The 20,267-nt window shown below is 49.7% G+C and carries 17 protein-coding genes; 2 read left to right on the top strand and 15 right to left on the bottom strand.

The genetic code is table 11. The features are described from left to right. Nucleotides 1-94 precede the first annotated feature (94 nt). From ACQKPA_RS25200 to ACQKPA_RS25235, 8 genes are all read right to left on the bottom strand, one after another. A complete protein-coding gene (locus ACQKPA_RS25200) occupies nucleotides 95-850 on the bottom strand; it encodes a tRNA threonylcarbamoyladenosine dehydratase (protein WP_113061422.1) in 756 nt (251 codons plus the stop codon). Between the two features lie 35 nt (nucleotides 851-885). Next, complete coding sequence (aspS, locus tag ACQKPA_RS25205) at nucleotides 886-2,661, bottom strand: aspartate--tRNA ligase (RefSeq protein WP_427495219.1); 1,776 nt, start codon at nucleotides 2,659-2,661, stop codon at nucleotides 886-888. Between the two features lie 46 nt (nucleotides 2,662-2,707). Further along, on the bottom strand, nucleotides 2,708-3,961 hold the full coding sequence (hisS, locus tag ACQKPA_RS25210; RefSeq protein WP_427495220.1) for a histidine--tRNA ligase: 1,254 nt from the start codon (nucleotides 3,959-3,961) through the stop codon (nucleotides 2,708-2,710). A gap of 801 nt (nucleotides 3,962-4,762) precedes the next feature. Continuing rightward, entirely contained in the window at nucleotides 4,763-5,218 is a 456-nt protein-coding gene (locus tag ACQKPA_RS25215) for a hypothetical protein (RefSeq protein WP_427495221.1), read from the bottom strand. An 84-nt stretch (nucleotides 5,219-5,302) separates the two neighbouring features. Further along, nucleotides 5,303-5,809: a type 1 glutamine amidotransferase domain-containing protein gene (locus tag ACQKPA_RS25220; RefSeq protein ID WP_009592768.1), complete on the bottom strand. Its 507-nt coding sequence runs from the start codon at nucleotides 5,807-5,809 to the stop codon at nucleotides 5,303-5,305. A gap of 216 nt (nucleotides 5,810-6,025) precedes the next feature. Further along, nucleotides 6,026-6,193, bottom strand: a complete 168-nt coding sequence (locus ACQKPA_RS25225; RefSeq protein ID WP_427495222.1) for a hypothetical protein — start codon at nucleotides 6,191-6,193, stop codon at nucleotides 6,026-6,028. Nucleotides 6,194-6,296: 103 nt separating this feature from the next. Then, nucleotides 6,297-6,740, bottom strand: coding sequence for a D-aminoacyl-tRNA deacylase (dtd, locus tag ACQKPA_RS25230; RefSeq protein WP_427495223.1), 444 nt, complete (start codon nucleotides 6,738-6,740; stop codon nucleotides 6,297-6,299). A 251-nt stretch (nucleotides 6,741-6,991) separates the two neighbouring features. Continuing rightward, complete coding sequence (locus tag ACQKPA_RS25235; protein WP_427495224.1) at nucleotides 6,992-9,169, bottom strand: RelA/SpoT family protein; 2,178 nt, start codon at nucleotides 9,167-9,169, stop codon at nucleotides 6,992-6,994. A 301-nt stretch (nucleotides 9,170-9,470) separates the two neighbouring features. Here ACQKPA_RS25235 and uraA point away from each other — a divergent pair, with 301 nt between their 5' ends. Beyond that, nucleotides 9,471-10,775: a uracil permease gene (gene uraA, locus ACQKPA_RS25240; RefSeq protein WP_427495225.1), complete on the top strand. Its 1,305-nt coding sequence runs from the start codon at nucleotides 9,471-9,473 to the stop codon at nucleotides 10,773-10,775. A 94-nt stretch (nucleotides 10,776-10,869) separates the two neighbouring features. Here uraA and ACQKPA_RS25245 read toward each other — a convergent pair whose 3' ends face one another. The 6 genes from ACQKPA_RS25245 to ACQKPA_RS25270 all read right to left on the bottom strand — a co-directional run bounded on the left by ACQKPA_RS25245 (nucleotide 10,870) and on the right by ACQKPA_RS25270 (nucleotide 17,521). After that, on the bottom strand, nucleotides 10,870-11,385 hold the full coding sequence (locus ACQKPA_RS25245; protein ID WP_427495226.1) for an adenine phosphoribosyltransferase: 516 nt from the start codon (nucleotides 11,383-11,385) through the stop codon (nucleotides 10,870-10,872). A gap of 26 nt (nucleotides 11,386-11,411) precedes the next feature. Beyond that, nucleotides 11,412-13,811, bottom strand: coding sequence for a single-stranded-DNA-specific exonuclease RecJ (gene recJ, locus ACQKPA_RS25250; protein ID WP_427495227.1), 2,400 nt, complete (start codon nucleotides 13,809-13,811; stop codon nucleotides 11,412-11,414). Between the two features lie 61 nt (nucleotides 13,812-13,872). Further along, nucleotides 13,873-14,838 (bottom strand): cation diffusion facilitator family transporter, encoded by a 966-nt coding sequence (locus ACQKPA_RS25255; protein ID WP_427495229.1) that lies wholly within the window; start codon nucleotides 14,836-14,838, stop codon nucleotides 13,873-13,875. A 136-nt stretch (nucleotides 14,839-14,974) separates the two neighbouring features. Further along, complete coding sequence (gene secF / locus ACQKPA_RS25260; RefSeq protein ID WP_427495230.1) at nucleotides 14,975-15,892, bottom strand: protein translocase subunit SecF; 918 nt, start codon at nucleotides 15,890-15,892, stop codon at nucleotides 14,975-14,977. Continuing rightward, complete coding sequence (gene secD, locus ACQKPA_RS25265) at nucleotides 15,882-17,132, bottom strand: protein translocase subunit SecD (RefSeq protein ID WP_100535758.1); 1,251 nt, start codon at nucleotides 17,130-17,132, stop codon at nucleotides 15,882-15,884. Before secD ends, secF begins: the two co-directional genes overlap by 11 nt. A gap of 131 nt (nucleotides 17,133-17,263) precedes the next feature. Continuing rightward, the gene (locus ACQKPA_RS25270; protein ID WP_006208841.1) at nucleotides 17,264-17,521 is read right to left on the bottom strand and encodes a post-transcriptional regulator; all 258 of its coding nucleotides are present in this window, start codon (nucleotides 17,519-17,521) and stop codon (nucleotides 17,264-17,266) included. A 188-nt stretch (nucleotides 17,522-17,709) separates the two neighbouring features. On the opposite strand from ACQKPA_RS25270, the gene spoVB reads away from it, so the two are divergent. Then, nucleotides 17,710-19,311 carry a stage V sporulation protein B gene (spoVB, locus tag ACQKPA_RS25275; RefSeq protein WP_427495232.1) on the top strand — a complete coding sequence of 534 codons (1,602 nt, stop codon included), beginning with the start codon at nucleotides 17,710-17,712 and terminating at the stop codon, nucleotides 19,309-19,311. Here spoVB and ACQKPA_RS25280 read toward each other — a convergent pair. Next, nucleotides 19,308-20,090 (bottom strand): YetF domain-containing protein, encoded by a 783-nt coding sequence (locus tag ACQKPA_RS25280; protein ID WP_427495233.1) that lies wholly within the window; start codon nucleotides 20,088-20,090, stop codon nucleotides 19,308-19,310. The genes spoVB and ACQKPA_RS25280 overlap by 4 nt on opposite strands. Between the last annotated feature and the right edge of the window lie 177 nt (nucleotides 20,091-20,267).

Raw genomic sequence — 20,267 nt, forward strand, 5'->3', positions numbered from 1 at the left:
GTCGTTGACGATAAAAACGCAGCGTCCATTGCTTTGGACACTGCGTTTTATTAACCACTCTATGTTTGGGTCAGGCGCTTTTCGCCCTGCCTCGTTACAACGAGACGCCGCCTTTTTCGAGCAGCTCTTTCACCGTTACGCTGACCATAATCAAACCGGCCACAGGCGGAACGAATGCATTGCTTGCCGGAGGCTGCTTCGCTTTCCGGATTTCAGGAGCATTCTCGGGTACGATCTTCTCCGTAACGTCCTGGCGGGGCTTCATCGGCTCCTCTAGTGAGAATACGACCTTGACCCCTTTCTTGATGCCGTCTTTGCGCAGCTTGGTGCGTACAATACGGGCAATCGGATCCATGGACGTTTTGGAGATGTCAGCTACCTGGAACTTCGTGGGATCCATTTTGTTGGCTGCCCCCATGCTGGAGATGATCGGAATACCGCGCCGCAGGCATTCCTTGATCAGATGTACTTTATAAATAATCGTATCCGACGCATCGATCACGTAATCCAGATCGAACTTAAACAACTCTTCATACGTCTCTTCGGTGTAGAACATGTTCAGAGCGATTGCTTCACATTCCGGATTGATCAGTTTGACCCGATCAACCATCAGGTCCGCTTTCTTCTGGCCTACCGTGGTCGTTAACGCATGAATCTGCCGATTGATGTTGGTAATATCCACCACATCTTTGTCGATCAGAATGATACGGCCAACCCCGGTACGGGCGAGTGCCTCCACCGCAATGGACCCCACGCCGCCGATACCAAGCACCGCCACCGTGCTGTTTTTCATGACCTCAAGGCCCTCAGGACCTATGGCTAATTCCGTACGGGAAAATTGGTGCAGCATAATTCAGGCAACCTCCTTTATCAAGAACAACGGACTTATTTCTCGTCGCCCGGCTTCTTGGCGAGTTTGATATGCAGCTGCTCCAGCTGTCCTCCGTCCACCTGGGAAGGAGCGTCCATCAACAGATCCGTTGCGCTTGCCGTTTTCGGGAATGCAATCGTTTCACGCAGGTTCGTGCGTCCGGCAAGCAGCATCACCAAACGGTCCAACCCGAAGGCGATTCCGCCGTGTGGAGGAGTACCGTACTCAAAGGCGTCCATAAGATAACCGAATTTGTCGTGCGCCACTTCCTGCGACATACCAAGAGCCGCAAACATTTTCTCTTGGATCTCGCGTTTGAAAATCCGCATGGAGCCGCCGCCTACTTCGTATCCATTCAGAACGATGTCATAAGCTTCCGCGCGCACGGCAAGCGGATCCGTATCCATCAACTCCAGATCTTCGTCTTTTGGACGGGTGAACGGATGATGCTCGGCCACATAGCGCTTCGCCTCTTCATCATAGCTGAACAGCGGGAAGTCCAGAACCCAAGCAAACTTGTACTCGTTGTCGTTGATCAGGCCAAGCTGACGTCCGATTTTCAAGCGGAGTGCGCCAAGCACGTCGGCAACCACTTTTTTATTGTCTGCGGAGAACAGCAGCAAGTCGCCGTCTTCGGCTCCTGTGCGTTCTCTTACCGCTTCAATTTCCTGCTCGCTGAAGAATTTCACGATCGGCCCCTTGAACTCGCCTTCTTTTACTTGAATCCAGGCAAGACCCTTCGCCCCGTAACGGGCTGCATATGGCCCCAGATCGTCAATTTCCTTACGTGTCCAAGTCCCGCAGCCTTTAGCGTTCAAACACTTCACTTCGCCGCCTTTTTCAATGACGGAAGAGAAAACTTTGACGCCGCTGCTTGCAACGATATCGTTCATTTCGATCAATTCCATACCGAAGCGGAGATCCGGCTTGTCGGAGCCGTATTTACCCATCGCATCAGCGTAACTGATACGCTGGAATGGCGTTGCAAGCTCAACGCCGATGGTTTCCTTGAACAGCTTCACCATCAGCTGCTCCATCATGTTCAGCAGGTCGTCGCGCTCCATGAAGGATGTCTCGATGTCGACCTGGGTAAACTCCGGCTGACGGTCAGCCCGCAAGTCTTCGTCACGGAAACAGCGTGCAATTTGGTAGTAACGTTCAAGCCCGCTCACCATAAGGAGCTGCTTATAAATTTGTGGAGATTGCGGAAGCGCAAAGAATTCACCTGCGTGTACGCGGCTCGGTACGAGATAGTCGCGTGCGCCTTCCGGGGAGCTCTTGGTCAGAATTGGCGTCTCCACATCCACGAAGCCCTCGTCATCGAGGAAGTCGCGGAATACTTTCGACGCTTTGGAGCGCAGCATCAGCGTTTTTTGCATCTCTGGACGACGAAGGTCCAGATAGCGATACTTCAAGCGAAGCTGCTCATCCACTTCCACGCCGTCTTCGATAAAGAACGGAGGCGTTTTGGCTGCATTCAGCACTTCAATGCTTGTCACTTGAACTTCGATTTCGCCAGTAGGCAGATTCGGATTGAACGTTTCAGGATCGCGCTTTACGACTTTACCGGATACAGCCACCACGAATTCGCTGCGGACCTTATCAGCAACAGCCAAAGCTTCGCCTGAGAAATCCGGGTTAAATACGATTTGCATGATGCCGCTCCGATCGCGAAGATCGATGAACAGCACGCCGCCCAAGTCGCGGCGGGTTTGTACCCAGCCGTTCAGTGTTACAGTTTCTCCAATGTTCGCGGTTGTCAGATGACCGCATTGATGCGTCCTTTTCATCGTTTATCATTCCCCTTTACTATAATTAAGTCGTTTCATGCGACGATTAAACCAATTCTTGAACCAGACGGTCCAATCTAACCGTACGCTGCTCGCCGGTCTCCATCGACTTCAGTGCAATCTCCCCGCGCGCCAGTTCGTCTTCACCCAAAATGGCGGTATAACGAGCTTGCAAACGGTCTGCGGATTTCATCTGGGCTTTCATTTTCCGGCCAAGGTAATCGCGTTCGGCAGCTACGCCCTTGCTTCGCAGTTCGTAGATCAATTTTGCCACTTCCCGCTCAGCGGCTTCACCCAGAGCCACCAGATAGACATCCAGCTGCTTGGCTGCCGACAGATTGACCCCTTGGTGCTCCAGAATCAATTGGATTCGCTCAAGACCAATCCCGAACCCGATGCCAGGCTGATCCGGTCCGCCGATCTGATCGACCAGTCCGTTGAACCGCCCTCCGCCGCCTACCGTATCAATCGCGCCGATGCCCTGGGCCTTGAATTCAAATGCGGTATGCGTATAATAGTCCAATCCCCGAACCAGTCTTGGATTGATTTCATACTCAATGCCCATTGCATCCAGGTACCCTTTCACTTTCTCAAAGTGTGTGCTGCATTCTTCGTCCAGGCTGTCCAGAATCGAAGGGGCATCATCGAACTTCCCTTGGTCCTTCTTGCAGTCCAACACGCGCAGCGGGTTGCGTTCCATGCGCGACTGGCAATCCGAGCATAGGTTCTCTTTCATCGGTTCCAGGAAAGCAAGCAGCGCACTGCGGTAAGCCGCCCGTACCTCAGGCGTCCCTACAGAGTTAATCTCTGCTTTTACCCCGTTCAGCCCAAGCTCCTTGTAGAAGCTGTATCCCAGCGCAATTACCTCGGCATCGATAGCCGGATCTGCCGTCCCGAACACCTCAACGCCGAACTGATGGAACTGACGGTAACGTCCCGCCTGTGGACGCTCGTAGCGGAACATGGGACCCATATAGTACAGTTTCGTGACGTCAGGCTCTCCATACAGCTTGTTCTGCACGTATGCCCGCACGACGCCTGCCGTTCCTTCTGGACGCAGGGTCATGCTGCGATCCCCTTTATCCTTGAACGTATACATTTCCTTCTCTACGATGTCGGTGGTTTCGCCCACCCCGCGTTCGAACAACTCGGTCTGTTCAAAGATCGGTGTGCGAATTTCGCGGTAGTTGTATCTCCGGCACAAATCGCGTGCCTTCTCCTCGATAAACTGCCATTTCTCGACGGCACCTGGCAGGATGTCCTGCGTGCCTGTCGGTTTCTCGAATTTCTCGTTTGCCATCTTCATCCCTCCACGTCCTATGACATCTTCACCCTTGGAACATGTCCATTGCCTTGATCTGGTTCAATACTTGGAACTACCTTTAGAACTAACTATGGAAAAACTCCTGGGAGTCATTTCGCAATAAGCCGCGAAAACTAAAAAATCTCCCGCCCCGCTGTCCGAAGACAACAGGGACGAGAGATATTCATATAATCACCCGTGGTACCACCCACATTCCGGCGTTGACACACTGAATCAGTGCGTTCAATCATCCGCTTCATCCGTATAACGCCCGGCCGCGCAGTTCGGCTACTGTCTATCCCACCGGTTAACCGGTGCTTGCTTCGCCGTCTGTTCTCGGGGAGGTCATTCGTCCACTCATCAAGCGAATCCTTACAGCCAAGGGATTCTTCTCTGGTCTTGTGGGGATGGAGTACTTGTTCCCGTCATGAAATCTGTTATTGATAAATATAGTATACCCAAAACATTATATTTTTAGATTCTAATGAACTACCACGCTAAAGTCAAGAAACTTTGTTGAAATTGCCCGAAAAAAGAAAAAAACCTACAAACCACGTTGTAGGTCCAAAACATATATTATATAAAAAAGGGGGTCATGCTGTTATTATAAACAGGGAATATTAAAGGAACATTGAACAAACATTACAGTTATGTTACAAGCGAGAAAGCGCTTTTAATGTTATAACCACAAAAAGGCTGCTCCATCAGGAACAGCCCTTTTGCGTTCCGAGAGACAGCTCCTCCAGAATGATTATCTGCTATCTTCCAGAGGGATAACGCAGCTAGCTTCTCGCTAAATTAATCAAATCGCTCCACATAAGCGTTATTCGCCCGCAAATCATGTACGATCTGATCGTAATCCTCGTCCCTTACCTTAACGGACAGCGTATATCTCAGATCATCATAGTCCCGGTCAGTCACGTCCGCTTCGCGCCACGCGTCGCCCAGCGTGTCATCGCCGTGCAGCCGATCTTGCGCTATATCGCGGTTGTCATTGGCGTCCCGGGAGCCCACGATGACCCCGGGAGCTCCGACGACTCCGCCGGGCGCTCCCATCGTTGTAGCCCCTGCAGTCGCTCCACCCGTGCCGGCATTGCCCCACGGCACCAGCGGCACGAGGATATTGCCTCCGCCTCGAACCGGATCCTGAAGCTGTCCCACCTCCAGTTGCTCCGTGTTGTACGTTAACAGCTTCGTCCTTGCGCCTTCAGCTTCGTCTTCCGTTCTGAAATACGCTTGAATTTGTCTAGACATGTCCATTCCTCCTTTTTTTCAACCCACATGTTTGAAAGACCGGTATAACATGGACAACCATCGCAGCTTGCAGCTGCTATCCTCTTACAGTGCCTTTAACAGCTCGCGCACAAAGGCCGGCTCGTCTTTCGGCGTCCGGGAAGTAATGAAATTGCGATCCACGACGACTTCCTCATCCTTAAAGTTAGCGCCGGCATTTACCATATCATCCTGAAGCGGAGGATAGGAAGTAATCGTGCGTCCCTTCAGCAAGTCGGCACTTGCCAGAATTTGCGGCCCGTGGCATATCGAGGCAATCGGTTTGCCTGCCTTGTCTGCTGCTGCAACAAACTGCAATATATGGGAATCCAGACGCAAATTTTCCGGGGAAGAGCCGCCTGGAATAACCACCGCATCATAATCGTTTATATTGACGTCGGCAATGGCTTTATCCGTTGTATACGATGCCTTGCCTTGTTTACCCTTAACCTCTTGTCCTTGCTTCAACCCAATAATATCAGCTTGATGCCCCGCTTCCTTCACGGCATCATAAGGAGTTTTCATCTCGGAATCTTCGAATTGGTCAGCTAGTAGAAATGCAACTTTACTCATCTGGCATGTCTCCTTTCATGATTGTCCTCGATTTGTTATTACCCTGGAATGTCCTTTTTATAACAGCGGAATGGACGAAAGCCCTGCGATCTGCACTATTCAGGTACACGGTCATGATAGGGGGTCTATGGGACTCACAGCTTATGAAAAAGAGCCTGAAATATTCTCAGGCTCTTTCATGAAGTCACTAGAAGTGACACACTATCCTATTTAGTCCTACGATCTCGGCAGCTGCTTCCGCATATGTCCCTTTAGGCTGATCAGTTGTACAGGATCTTCCGAAGCTGCAACCATGCGTTCTGTACTCGCTGCTTCCCTAATGTCTTCGGACCCGACCATCGTGGGCAAACTGCTCCATATCGAAAATTTGGGAGGTTGGCGCATAGCGAACACGGCTCCTTTATTTGTGTGAATGCCTCCAGCGTTTGTTCACTCAGGATGCCCCATCTCTCCAATATGATGCATGCTGTCCGTCTTTTTTAGCCGTTTATGATCTGCTGTCAATAATCAGGGTTACCGGTCCCCAATTGGTTAGCGACACGTCCATCATAGCTCCGAACACCCCGGTCTCAACCTGCAACCCCTTCGCTAAGAGCTCGCGGTTAAACGATTCATACAATGCATTCGCTTCATCCGGTTTGGCGGCGGCCATGAAATTCGGACGTTTTCCCTTGCGGGTGTCACCATAAAGTGTAAACTGGGATACCGACAGAATGGCTCCGCCCACGTCCTGGACGCTAAAATTCATTTTTCCATCCTCGTCCTCAAAGATGCGGAGCCCCGCAACCTTCTCGGCAAGGTATTTGGCATCCTTCTCTTCATCCTCGTGCGTCACACCGACCAGCACCATCAATCCTGCTTCAATCTGGCCAACGACTTCATGGTCAACCTTGACTTGCGCATGCTTACATCTTTGAATAACCACTCTCATTGTGTTTAGCTCCTTCTTTTCCATAAGAAAAATGTCTATCGATGTACTCTCCAAGAAGACAGACCGCGTTTATCGGTAGTTTTTCTTGCGATATCAGGCAGCAGATCCTCCGAAGTTTATACTCTGATATCTTAAAATAAAACGGCCTGTCTCCCGCAGGATAACAGACCGCATTTGTATAATCATCCGAGACTGTCCATGTCCATGAACCCCCGGAGTCCATTAACCACGCTACCGTGCCATCACTTGCGTTACTGCATGATTCGATGAACGGTATATACATCCTTCACCCGCTTGATTCGCTCCACAACGGAATGGAGGTGATCCGTATTGCGGATCAATATCGTCATGTGAATCATCGCCATTTTGTTCTTGTCAGATCGGCCGGTCACAGCGGAAATATTCGTTTTGCTCTCTGAAACGGCCTGAAGAACTTCATTTAACAATCCGTTGCGATCATGGCCCGTCACTTCGATATCGACGCTGTAATTAGCCTCAACTGCCGTTTCCCATTCCACCTCGATTACGCGCGCGGCATCCTCGCCTTCACCCATGGACGGCAGATTGGCACAATCCGATCGATGGACCGATACACCGCGTCCGCGGGTAACGTAACCGACAATATCATCGCCCGGTACGGGGTTGCAGCATCTCGCGAAACGCACAAGCAGATTATCAATCCCCTTTACGCGCACGCCGTTAGTCGGACGGCTTCGTTTCTCCGCCGGCTTGATTTCCTTCATCTCGGAGGTCAATTCAAGCTGATTCGCTTCCTCCTGCTCCTTACGGAGCTTCTCGGTTACTTTGGTACAGATTTGGGCGGCAGTAATCCCGCCAAAGCCAACCGCGGATAACATATCCTCGATATCATTAAAGGCGAATTTCTTGGCCGCCTCCATTAATTTATCATCGGTCGTCCATTCGGACACCTCAAGACCGAGGCGCTTGATTTCGCGCTCCAGCATATCGCGCCCCTTCTCCACATTCTCTTCCCGCTTCTCTTTCTTGAACCACTGCTTGATCTTACTGCGGGCATGGGAGGATTGGGCAATCTTCAACCAGTCCTGGCTAGGACCGTACGAATGTTTCGATGTTAAGATTTCCACGATATCGCCGGTCTTGAGTTGATGATCCAACGGAACGATTCTGCCGTTGACCTTGGCACCAATCGTCCGGTTTCCTACTTCAGTATGAATTCGGTAGGCAAAATCGAGAGGGACGGAGCCTGAAGGCAGCTCGATCACCTCGCCTTTTGGCGTAAACACAAAAACCAAATCGGAGAAAAAGTCCATCTTCAGAGATTCTACAAATTCCGAGGCATCCTTCGTCTCATGCTGCAGCTCCAATATTTCACGGAAGAATGTCATCTTGTTATCGAAGCTGCCTCCGTTGCCTGCGGAACCTTCTTTATAGGCCCAGTGAGCCGCGATACCGTACTCTGCCGTACGATGCATCTCCCAGGTCCGGATCTGAACCTCTGTCGGTTCCCCATTCGGTCCGACCACGGTCGTGTGAAGGGATTGATACATATTCGTTTTTGGCATGGCGATATAATCTTTGAAACGGCCAGGCATCGGCTTCCACAAGGTATGGATGATGCCAAGCGTAGCATAACAATCCTTGATATTGTCCACAATAATGCGGATTGCAAGAAGATCATAAATTTCATTGAATTGCTTGTTCTTCACCGTCATTTTCTTAAACACGCTGTAGATATGCTTCGGCCTGCCCGATAAATCGGCTTGTATGCCCATCTCGTCGAGCTTCTCATGAATACAGACTATGACATTGTCGATATACTGCTCACGTTCAGCCCGCTTCTTGTGCATCAAATTCGCAATGCGGTAATACTGCTGCGGATTTAAGTAACGAAGCGCGATATCCTCCATCTCCCACTTGATCGCGGAAATACCTAGACGATGAGCGATCGGACAAAAGATTTCTAGCGTTTCATAGGAAATACGGCGCTGGCTTTCCTCGGACTGATACTTAAGCGTGCGCATATTGTGAAGCCGATCCGCCAGCTTGATCACGATCACCCGGATGTCCCGGGCCATCGCGATAAACATTTTACGATAATTTTCGTTCTGCTGCTCTTCTTTGGATCGGAATTGGATACGTTCCAGTTTCGTTAAACCATCCACCAGCAGTGCGCAAGTATCCCCGAAGCGCTCACGGATCTGCTCGAGCGATACGGTTGTATCCTCAACGACATCATGAAGCAACGCAGCAATAATAGACAACGTGTCCATCTGCATATTCACCACGATGTCTGCAACCGCAAGCGGATGAAGAATATAAGGTTCTCCCGATTTCCGCACTTGTCCGTGGTGGGCTTGCTCCGCAAATTCATAAGCTTCCTGGATGCGGAGAAGATCGGGTTCTTTTATATAGGCGCTGGCCTTTTCGAGTAATCGCTCTATGCCCATTTTGGAGTCCTTCTCTTCCCTTTCTATATAAAATGGAACCCGCCCTTGTCAAAACGTGCAGGTTCCCTCGTGATTGTTTTCCTATCATTATGACGCTTGTGACGTTATACGTCAACATGTCGAGCGTTCAGACACTTATAGTATGCCCGTTTCCGGCTCGGAGACATCAAAACTTGACATGAAATGGATATTTTGACGAACTGTAAAAATTAGTGTTGAAAAAACGAACGATTGTATTTAATCTATTAAAGATCGTACGCGAACGGTCCTATATTTAAAGTCCCAAGAGGAGTGAAATGGTTTGCAACGAGAAATTCAAGTAGATGAGAAACTTCCGTTTGGCCCAGGTTTTCTTCTGAGCCTGCAGCATTTGTTCGCCATGTTCGGAAGTACGGTGCTTGTACCGAACCTATTCGGCGTGGATCCCGGCATGATCCTGCTGATGAACGGCATCGGCACGCTGCTCTACATTTTTTTATGTAAAGGGAAGATCCCGGCCTACCTCGGCTCCAGCTTCGCCTTTATCGCACCGGTTCTGGTTGTGCTCGCCGGCGATCCGGAAGCCAACTATAGCAAGGCACTGGGCGCCTTTATCGTAACAGGGATTATCTTCTGCCTGGTAGCTCTAATCGTTAAATATGCAGGAACCAAATGGATCGACTTTGTATTCCCGCCAGCGGTAATGGGTGCCATTATTGCCATGATCGGGCTTGAGCTTGTACCGGTTGCCGCAGGTATGGCCGGCTTTTTACCAGAAGAGGGACAATCCATTGATCCTAAAATCATTACGATTTCACTCGTAACACTTGGAGTCACCGTACTCGGATCCATCCTGTTCCGCGGCTTCGCCAAAATCATTCACATCCTGATCGGAATTGTTGTCGGTTATGCTCTCTCCTTCGCTTTAGGCGTGGTAGACACCGAGAAAATCGCGAACGCGAAGTTCCTGTCGGCCCCGGAGCTGACAACCCCGGTTTTCGATAATGGAGCGATCTGGTCCATAATACCCGTGGCAATCGTTGTTATCGTTGAGCACATCGGCCACCTGCTGGTCACCAGCAATATCGTGGGCAAAGATCTTTCCAAGGATCCTGGCCTTCACCGTTCCCTGCTCGGCAACGGCATTTCTACCATCTTATCCGGATTTGTTGGTTCCACACCCAATACCACCTACGGTGAAAATATTGGTGTCATGGCACTCACAAAGGTATACTCGGTATTCGTAATCGCCGGGGCAGCCATTATTGCGATTCTGCTCTCCTTCTCCGGAACGTTCTCCGCCGTTGTGGCGAACATTCCTACGCCTGTAATGGGCGGCGTATCTTTGTTGCTGTTCGGGGTTATCGCAGCTTCCGGCCTTCGGATCTTTGTTGAGCAAAGGGTCGATTTCTCCAAAGCAAGCAACATGATCCTGGCTACGCTGGTACTTGTTACAGGGATTAGCGGCGTAACATTGAGGATTCCTAACACTACCATCGAGCTGAAGGGTATGGCCCTGGCTACCATCGTAGGTGTCCTCATGGCCCTCCTCTTCAAAGTCTTCGAGATTACCGGCCTCTCCAATGAAAAAAATGATGAGCCGTTCGTGGAAAAAACGCCGGATTGAAACGACAACTTGATTGAAAAATAGAAAAATGCCCTGAGCTGACTGCTCAGGGCATTTTATTATTTCCCGGGAAAAACAGGAAGAATGTTGGCGATTACTCGTATTGCATCAATGTAAACACTTCGATTCCATCCAGCTTCGAACGGCCATTGAGATCAGCCAGCTCGATCATGAATGCAGCTCCAACAACGTTTCCGCCCAATTGACGGATGAGGTTAACCGAAGTCGCAATCGTACCGCCTGTTGCAAGAAGATCATCCGCAATCAATACATTTTGACCCTTCTCGATGGCATCGGTATGCATCGCCAAGCGATCTTTACCATATTCGAGGTCATATCCCACTTCGATCGTTTCGTAGGGAAGCTTTCCGCTTTTGCGAATGGGCGCGAATCCTACCCCAAGAGCATAAGCCAGCGGAGCACCTACAACAAATCCACGGGCTTCGGGACCAGCTATCACATCAATTTTGAGATCGGATACCAAGACCTTCAATTCTTCGATGGCTTTGCGATACACCTCACCATTCTTCAGCAGTGTAGTAATATCCTTGAAGCTGATCCCCGCCTGCGGAAAATCGGGAATGACACGAATATAATCTTTAAAATCCAAAATAATCTCCTCCTGTATAGTTGCGGTTAAGATACGCCTTTTGTGCGGGACATCATCCATTGGGTTAATTGTTCCGTACCGGCATGCAGCAGATGCTGCTCCATATCCGCCAAATCGCTCAGTTCACGAAAGTGACGGGAAGCGTCCAGCGGTTTTTTCTCCGGCTTCGGTATAAAGGTAATCTGTCCCTGGACACGCTCGATGAACGCCAATTCCTCAAACACATCCAGTACTTTGAACAGCATGCGTTCGGACAAGGACGTCTGCTTCTGCAGACGCGCTACAACCTCATTCTCCGACACGGGAGCGGACGTCATTCCGGCAAGTGAAACGTACAGCTTTTTAAACTGTTCGCGGTCCGGAATTTGCAGCCGTTCGCGCAGGTTCCGGGTCGGATGCAGCATGAATATATTGGGAACGGAATGGAAGGCTGACATGAATGCATCCAGTTGTTCAGCCGTCTCCGGTACATCCAGTACAAACAAAACGGAAATATCTTCTTGACTGTTCTCAGCAATATCATTATCCGGCATGATGCCAGCATTCCTATCATATACCCAAAGGCACATATCATACAATTGACTTTTTATTTCCGGATGTGAATCTTTTGCGTATACCACTGCCGAGCGGACTGCCGGGCAGCGCAGATGCGGCTCCAGCTCCGCTCTCCACCTCTGAATTTCCTGTATCGGCTCCTTGATTCCGCGGTAGTCAAACACCTGCTGATAAGGAGCGCAGATATCCTGAATCATGAGCTGTACTTTACGGCTCCCGTTCCATTCATTCACGGAAAGCTCGCCAAGCACGTCCACAACCGATCCCACCGGCAAAATATCGGCTAGATGTCCCCAGCCGAATGAGATTGCATCGATAACCTCCCGCTTTTGCTGCAAACGAAGCTTCAGATGTTTCCCCTCTTTGCCGATTTTGCGGACGTCCTTGATGACAACATCCCGAAAAACAATCTTCGGTACGGCATTGGCCATGCCAAACGGACCTAACTGTTCAATCTGTTCAATAACAGGCACCGATACCTCCGACAAGCTGGCCTCCAGGTCCGCATCACAGATTGCAATCAGATGCTCTTCTTCGAGCGCTTCTTCCGCATAGCGATGAAGTCCCTGTTCAAATTCCTCCAAGCGGTCTCGATGGAGGCTCATGCCCGCTGCGGATGGATGACCTCCAAAGTGGTCCATGACGTCTTTGCAGGAGTGCAGAGCCGCATAAATATCGAATCCCGGAATCGATCGGGCGGAACCTTTGCAGTTCCCCGTCTCCGGATCAATCCCGAGGATAACGACAGGCCTGTAGAATCGCTCCAGTATTTTGGAGGCCACGATACCAACCACGCCAACGTTCCAGCCTTCCCCCGCCAATACGATTACAGGAGGAACCTCCTGTCCTCTCCAGCGGTTTTGAACCATGCCCAGCGCTTCCTGGACGATGTTTTCGACCACTTGCTGCCGATCCTTGTTCAGTCCATCCAATTCCCATGCAAGCCGCTCGGCTTCTTCCCGGTGTTCTGTTGTAAGCAGCGTCACGGCACGGCCCGCATGATCCAGACGGCCACTGGCATTAATCCGTGGTGCCATGGAGAATGCCACATTAACGGCTGTCACCTGCTCCACATGGATCCCTGATACCTCAAGCAGGCATCGAATGCCTTCATACCTCGTATTCCGCATCGATTCGATCCCGTGCTTCACAAGCACCCGATTCTCCCCCGTGAGCGGCATCAAGTCAGCAATGGTTCCAATAGAAACAATCTGAAGCCACTCCTCCGGCGGTTCTCCAACGAGTGCCTGGGCCAGCTTGTAAGCCACGCCTACGCCCGCCAGCCCCTTAAAGGGGTATGGACATGTAGGGATTTTCGGGTTGATCAGCGCATAAGCTTCTGGCAGCACCTCAGGCGGCTCATGATGGTCCGTGACAATTACGTCGATGCCAAGGCTGTTGGCATACGCAATCTGTTCGACTGCGCTAATCCCAGTGTCGACGGTAATGACCAGACTGACCCCTTGCTGATGGGCCCAATCCAGTGCGTGATTATGTAAGCCATAACCTTCATTGGATCGGTGAGGTATATAAATATCATAAGATGCGCCCAAGTAACGCATCAGATGAATCATCAATGACGTGCTGGAAACACCGTCTGCATCATAATCGCCGTAAATTAGAATATGCTCCCGATCCTCCAGCGCTTTACGAATACGCGGTACAGCCTCCTGCATCCCTTGCATGAGATAAGGGTCATGCGTCAGCTCAAACGTTCCAAATAGAAATCTCCGTCCATCCTCGGCTGATTGTATCCCTCGTGACGCCATGAGCGAAGCCACCATGGGTGGCAACGACAGATCCTGGGCCAGCCTATCGGTGATCGATGACTCTGCCGAGCGTATTCTCCATTCATATTTGGAATACAGCACAGGGACTCACCTTCCTTTTCCTGCCTTTTTCCTGCTGTCTTATACCTGTTAGCTCCAGACGCTACTGCGGCAGTGTCGGCATATCGTTGTCCATCAAGTCATAGTTGGATTTATACGGATAACCCGGTTCATAGGGTACAACGCGAACCTGGGCATCCGTAACCTGAATAAAACGATGCATTAACAGCTTCCGGATGCGCTCGGCAATTTCTTGAGCCTCCAACACGGACGTCCGGGGATTCACGGTAACCTTCACTTCAATGTTCACATGACGGATCTGCCCGTATTCCTGAACCTTCAGTTCCTCGATCGTTATCACGCCATGTACTCGCTGAATCGTATCCATGAATTCGGCTTCGTGCTCATGCCGCTTCTCTTCCACGAGGGTACCATAAACGGAATGAACGATTAATATATACCCTTTGCGGACTACGAGACAAGCCACAATGAGAGCCGCAACCGAATCCATATAGAGCAGGGGTGTCCAATCGAAGTAGGAGCCCCCCATCGCTAGTGACACGCCGATCAATACCGTTAGCGAAGAGTACAAGGTAAATCGATGATCAGCGGACAGCACCTCGTACCTGGGGTCATTGTTTCTTTTTATCTGTCGGGATTGGTACTGAAACACGGCTTCATTCACCGCGAGTGAGATGAAAACTGCAAGCAATGCCGATTTGGTCGGCGGCTCCAGGTCGCCAGATGCCATGGTTTGGATCGCGGATACCGCAATTTGAATACCGCCCATGATCAATAAAACGGCAAATAGGATTGAAATGACCGGCTCCGTTGTGCCCGAAACGTTCCGTTTGTCCCGAATTAAATTTTTATTGCCGAATATACCGAGGCTTGGCAAACGGTCCACCAATAAAGTTACGGCATTCGCGGCAGAATGCAGAGCATCTCCGATTAGAGCCTTACTGCCGGATAAATAACCGGCGAGCCCTTTGCACAAGGCCAATGCTAAATCCGTTACAATGCCTGTCCAAAGGACAGTCTCCGTATGATTCAAACGTTCATTGCTCACTTGAGGCCCCCCTCAATGTCACTATTGATCCTGTGCTTATCACGCTGTTAACTTTAGAAAGCCGCGTCGCCAGCGACGCGGCTTTCCACTTGTATAGGATCCTCTGCTATCTAGACTGCTACCAACAGCGGCTGAATTAGATTTCAATCTTATCTTTGCTTGGCTTAGGCGAATTTGGTTTATTGCTGACATTGCGCCCTTTAAGGAGGAGCCACAACGGACTCGCGATAAAGATCGAAGAGTACGCGCCGAATAACAACCCGATACAAATCGCCAGCGAGAACATCTGAATCGACTCACCGCCAAGCAGAAGTATGAAGAAAGCTGCAATAAACACGGACAGTGCCGTATATATCGAACGGCCGAGTGTCTGAGATAAGCTTTTGTTTACCAGATCCTTAAGATCCGAGTACCGCTTGATCTTGGCAAACCTTAGATTTTCCCTGATCCGGTCAAAGATGACGATCGTATCGTTAATTGAGTAACCGATAATCGTCAGAACGGCAATAATGAATGTCAGGTCTACCTCAAGACCGAGAATAGAGAAAATACTGATAACCACGAATGCATCATGCAGAAGGGCTACGATCGCTGCTATCGCAAAGCGCCATTCAAAGCGGATGCTGACATAGATGATAATTCCGATACAGGAGATCAATACGGCATAAATTGCGTTTCGGCCCAGCTCTTTTGCCATCTCGGGGTCCACCGTGTTGACCTCGAAGGTAGCCTTTTCATCCAGCTTCTCAATGCCGGTACGCATCTTCATATCCTGATCCTCGGTCAGCACCTCTCTGAATCGGATATTCACGCGGTCATTACCAGGTGTAATGCTCGCATCTTCGCCGATTCCCGCCTCTTCTAACACGGTATCAATCTGCTCCGTAGTCAGCATTTTGGAGAGGGCAATGTCCACGTTCGAGCCGGATTGGAAATCAACGCCGTAGTTAAGACCACGAGTCAGAAGGAATACCAGGCCCAGAATCGTAATTGCAATGGACAGTATATAGAAAAATCTGCTTTTGCCTACGAAATCAAACTTCTTAAAGCTCACGAATGTCACGCTCCTTTACGCCATAATGGCTCGGTTTGCGGGCCCAACCAATATTCACAAGCAGATTGAGCAAGAAACGGGAGAAATAAACGTTCGTGGCAATACTCACGATGATCTCCAGAATCAATACAAGCGCAAAACCTTTGACCGCGCCGGTACCAAATCCGAACATGACAGCGGCAACGAGTATCGTCGTCAAGTTGGAGTCCATAATAGCTCGCAGGGATGACTTACCGCCTGCTTTCACCGCGGATGGAACACTCTTGCCAGTTCTGATCTCTTCCCGAATGCGCTCATAGGTGATGATATTGGCATCAACCGCCATACCAATACCTAAAATAAATGCCGCAATACCTGGAAGCGTCAGCGTAAAGTCAGCCCATACGAAAATAAGGATCAGAAGCCATGTATGCAAAATAAGTGCAAAGCTTGCCAGTAAACCCGGTACGCGATATCTGATAATCATGAACAGCAGAATCGCAACAGACGCGATAAGACCTGCTTGTACCGTTTTCGTAAGAGATTGCATGCCAAGCGTAGCTCCTACGCTCTGAGAGTACTTCTCAACCAGTTTCAGCGGCAGGGCGCCGAGATTAATCGTATCCCGGATCTGCTTTGCTTCATCCAGCGAATAATTCCCCGTAATTTGTGCGGTACCGTCCGTTAATACGGCTCGCACCGTCGGAGCTGACAGCAATTGGTCGTCCATGAAGATAGCCAGCTCTTGACCGAGAAGACGTTCTGTAATTTCAGCAAACTTCCCTTTGTCCTTCACTTTAATATCTATCATAGGCTGATTAAGCTGATCATAGGCAACCGATGCGCCGTTCTCGACGAAATCGTCGCCGCGGAGCTCAATTTTACAGAACTCCTCGCCTTCTTTACAGCCGTCATTGCTTCGGAATGTGAGGTTTGCAGGTTCTTTCATTGTTTTTCGAACTTCAGCCTCATCCGTTACGCCTGCCACCTTTAAGCGAATCCGGTTCGTCCCTTCCGGCGTAACCTCAGGCTCTGATGTTCCCATTGCATCCGCACGCTTTTGCAAACTCTTTGCGGTTTCCTGCAATGCTTCTTTTGTGACTTGCTGCCCTTCCATCAAAGGCTCCGCTTCATAAAGGATTTCGAATCCACCCTTAAGATCCAAACCTAGACGGACGTCTTTCAGCAAGCCCGGAGTTGTAACGGCCATTAATACAGTGATCACGAGTACGGTTCCGACGAAACTGATAATTCTCTTCATGCCGTCCTTTGCTCCCCCTTTTTACTCAATATTCCTATTATAGCGATGTCATAAAACCCAGTCAATTTATCAAAATTTGTCGGGCTTATGAATGAACCCTTATATACGCAAGGCAAAAGGGACCTCTTCGATTAATCGAAAGAAGATCCCTTATATGCTGATATTGTCATATAGTTCATTAACGCTGTCGCCTTCAAGGACAGAATGTCATTGACCAGTTTATGGAGGGAGGGAACGCCTTCCTTTTCATATTTGCTGCTGACACAGTTCCAAATATCGTCGCTAGTCACATACTCGTACCCAATCAAATGCATTTCCTCAACCTTGCTCAAGCATACCATTTCAATGGTGCTCATCAATTCTTCCTCGCTCATTTGCTCGAGTTCCATGCATATGGCCTCCTCACTGACTCCCTGTTGTCCCTAAGTTACATTCGACATGATACATTGCTTTCCTTCTATTCCTACCATGTCCTGAAAAAAAAGTAAAGTCATCAGATGGGACAGGTAGGGCATATCCATAAGAATAGCCATGTCGTGTCATCGTATTCAGTCTTAACCAGGGAGTGGGATGGACAGTGAACAAGCAATCATTTATTAAAGGAACGCTGATTTTACTTGCAGCCGGCATATTAAACCGCCTACTCGGTTTTATCCCCCGGATCGCCCTCCCCCGGATCATCGGACCCGAGGGTGTCGGAATTTACCAACTGGGCTACCCCTTCTTTATCGTGCTCGTGACCATCATTACCGGCGGAATTCCGCTGGCCATTGCCAAAATGGTCGCCGAAGCGGAAGGCGCCGGGAAGCGGGATGCTTCCCAAAAAATTCTGCATGTCAGTCTAATGCTGACGCTTACAGCAGGCACCCTCTTTATGGGACTCAGTCTGCTCCTTGCCCCTTGGGTAACGGGCGTGCTTTTGCCGGACGAGCGTGTATACCAGACCTTTATCAGTATGACGCCCATGATGATTATCATTGCTGTTTCGTCAGTCTACCGCGGATATTTCCAGGGCAAACAGAATATGATTCCCTCCGCAAGCTCCTCCGTGATCGAGACCATTGTCCGAATTATTTGCATGCTGTGGTTTGCACATCTCTTGATGCCCAAAGGCATTGCTTATGGGGCAGCGGGGGCCATGCTCGGAACAGCCGTAGGAGAATTGATTGGCATGATCGCGCTGCTGCTGCAATACTCCGGAGAGGGGCGACGAACGAGCAAACTTTTACCCAAGCCCCAAGAAGTAGTATCTGAAAAAAAAGCAGAAGAAGACTCCCCGTCCAATCAAGGCATCCTGAAACGTTTACTCGGCATTGCATTGCCTGTTACGGGGGGCAAGATGGTAGGGTCCTTCTCCTACCTGCTGGAGACGATTCTGACCAATCGCAGCCTGGCCATGGCAGGTATAGCGACATCCGTTGCTACAGCCCAGTACGGTGCACTGCAAGGGATGATCATCCCGCTCCTGCTGCTGCCCGGTGCACTGACGGTTTCCCTGGCCATCTCTCTGGTGCCTTCACTCTCGGAAGCGGCTGCCCGTAATGACCGGTCTACGATCCATAAACGTATGAATCAATCCCTTCGGCTAGCGCTTGTCTCCGGAGCTCCGTTCGCCATCATTATGTTTGTCCTGGCTGAGCCATTATGCCTGCTCCTGTACAACAACGCGGAGATTAGCGATATGCTCAAAATCATGGCGCCGTTTGCCTTGTTCCTGTATGTGCAGTCCCCGCTTCAAGCTGCCTTGCAAGCACTGGACCGTCCGGGCCGGGCATTACTTAATACGTTATTCGGGGCGATCATCAAAATGAGCCTTATTTTGTATTTGGCATCCAATCCCGCCTTTGGCATAAAAGGTGCCGTCATTGCCATTATCGTAAACAGCATTGCAGTTACATTACTCCACGGTTTCAGCCTATCAAGACTGATCGGCTTTCGATTCCGTCTGCTGGATTATGTCAAAATCGGGGCGGTTATGATCATTATGGGTGCCTGCGTTCTCTATGGGTACAAACATTTTCCGTTTTCGACCGCGCCATGGTTGCAATTTTGGAGCTCCATCACAGTTGGTATTCTGGTCTATTTCATCATGATTTTTATGACCAAGCTGGTAACACCGCGAGACTTGGAGCGTGTGCCTGTCGTCGGTAACTGGTTCAATAAATTCAGTCGCCGTTAGATCCTGTCTTTACGGTCAATGTATATTCGGCCTTTATGGTCGATGGAGCATAGAAAAATATCCTTAAAATCCTTAGCGCCATAATTCTGTATCTCGTTCTTAAGCCAGAACCGCGTTTTTTGGATCAATTCAAGATTCTCGTCTTGGACCTTTCCATCCAATATAAGCGGTATGGGCAGGCCTTCATACGTAATTTTATCGTAAGGAATATCTACGATTGTAGGGTTATCTTTTTCGGATTGGGATGAAGTGGATGAAGAATTGGTGGCGCCTGAGGTGTTGGATAAACTTGAAGAGCTATTCGAACTGCTGTTGGAGCTGCTGCCCGTATCCTTCGGAATCACGGTAAGCTGACCGGATGTTTCGAGTATCGCAAATTCCACGTCCGCGAGACTGTCAATATCTTTGCCCCTGAGCTGCTGCATCAGATCATCCAAATTATAGCGAAGCCTTGCCATCTCTTTGCGATGGAGTCTGCCCCGGGACACCAACACGCTCGGTTTTCCGTCAGCGAACAGCCGTATTTTTCGATTTTTCAGTCCGATATATGCAAGTCCTACTTGAATCGCAACCAAAACTACGATAGGAGCTAGTCCCTCCCATATCGGTTTTTTAATATCTTCAAGAACAAAAACGGCGATCTCTGCAATCATGATGGATATGACCAAATCGAAGATGGATAGCTTTCCAATTTCCCGTTTGCCCATGATTCTCATGGTGACAAAGATGACCACATACATCAGAATGGTCCGCAGAATCAGAATAGTCATATGAGACATAATCAATCCCTCCTAGCTTGTCGAACATTCTCATGTACAGCTATTCTGGCCTGCTACTGCTATTCCCATTCGATTACAACAGATTAATTAATGGAAATCATGTTAAACCGGCAGCAAAATGTTCAGTTTGTACTATATATACAGGCTTGGCCATACAATTTAATGATCAAGATTTGT

Origin of the sequence: Paenibacillus sp. NPDC093718 (genome assembly GCF_050279985.1) — a bacterium.
Classification (GTDB): Bacteria; Bacillota; Bacilli; order Paenibacillales; family Paenibacillaceae; genus Paenibacillus_AQ.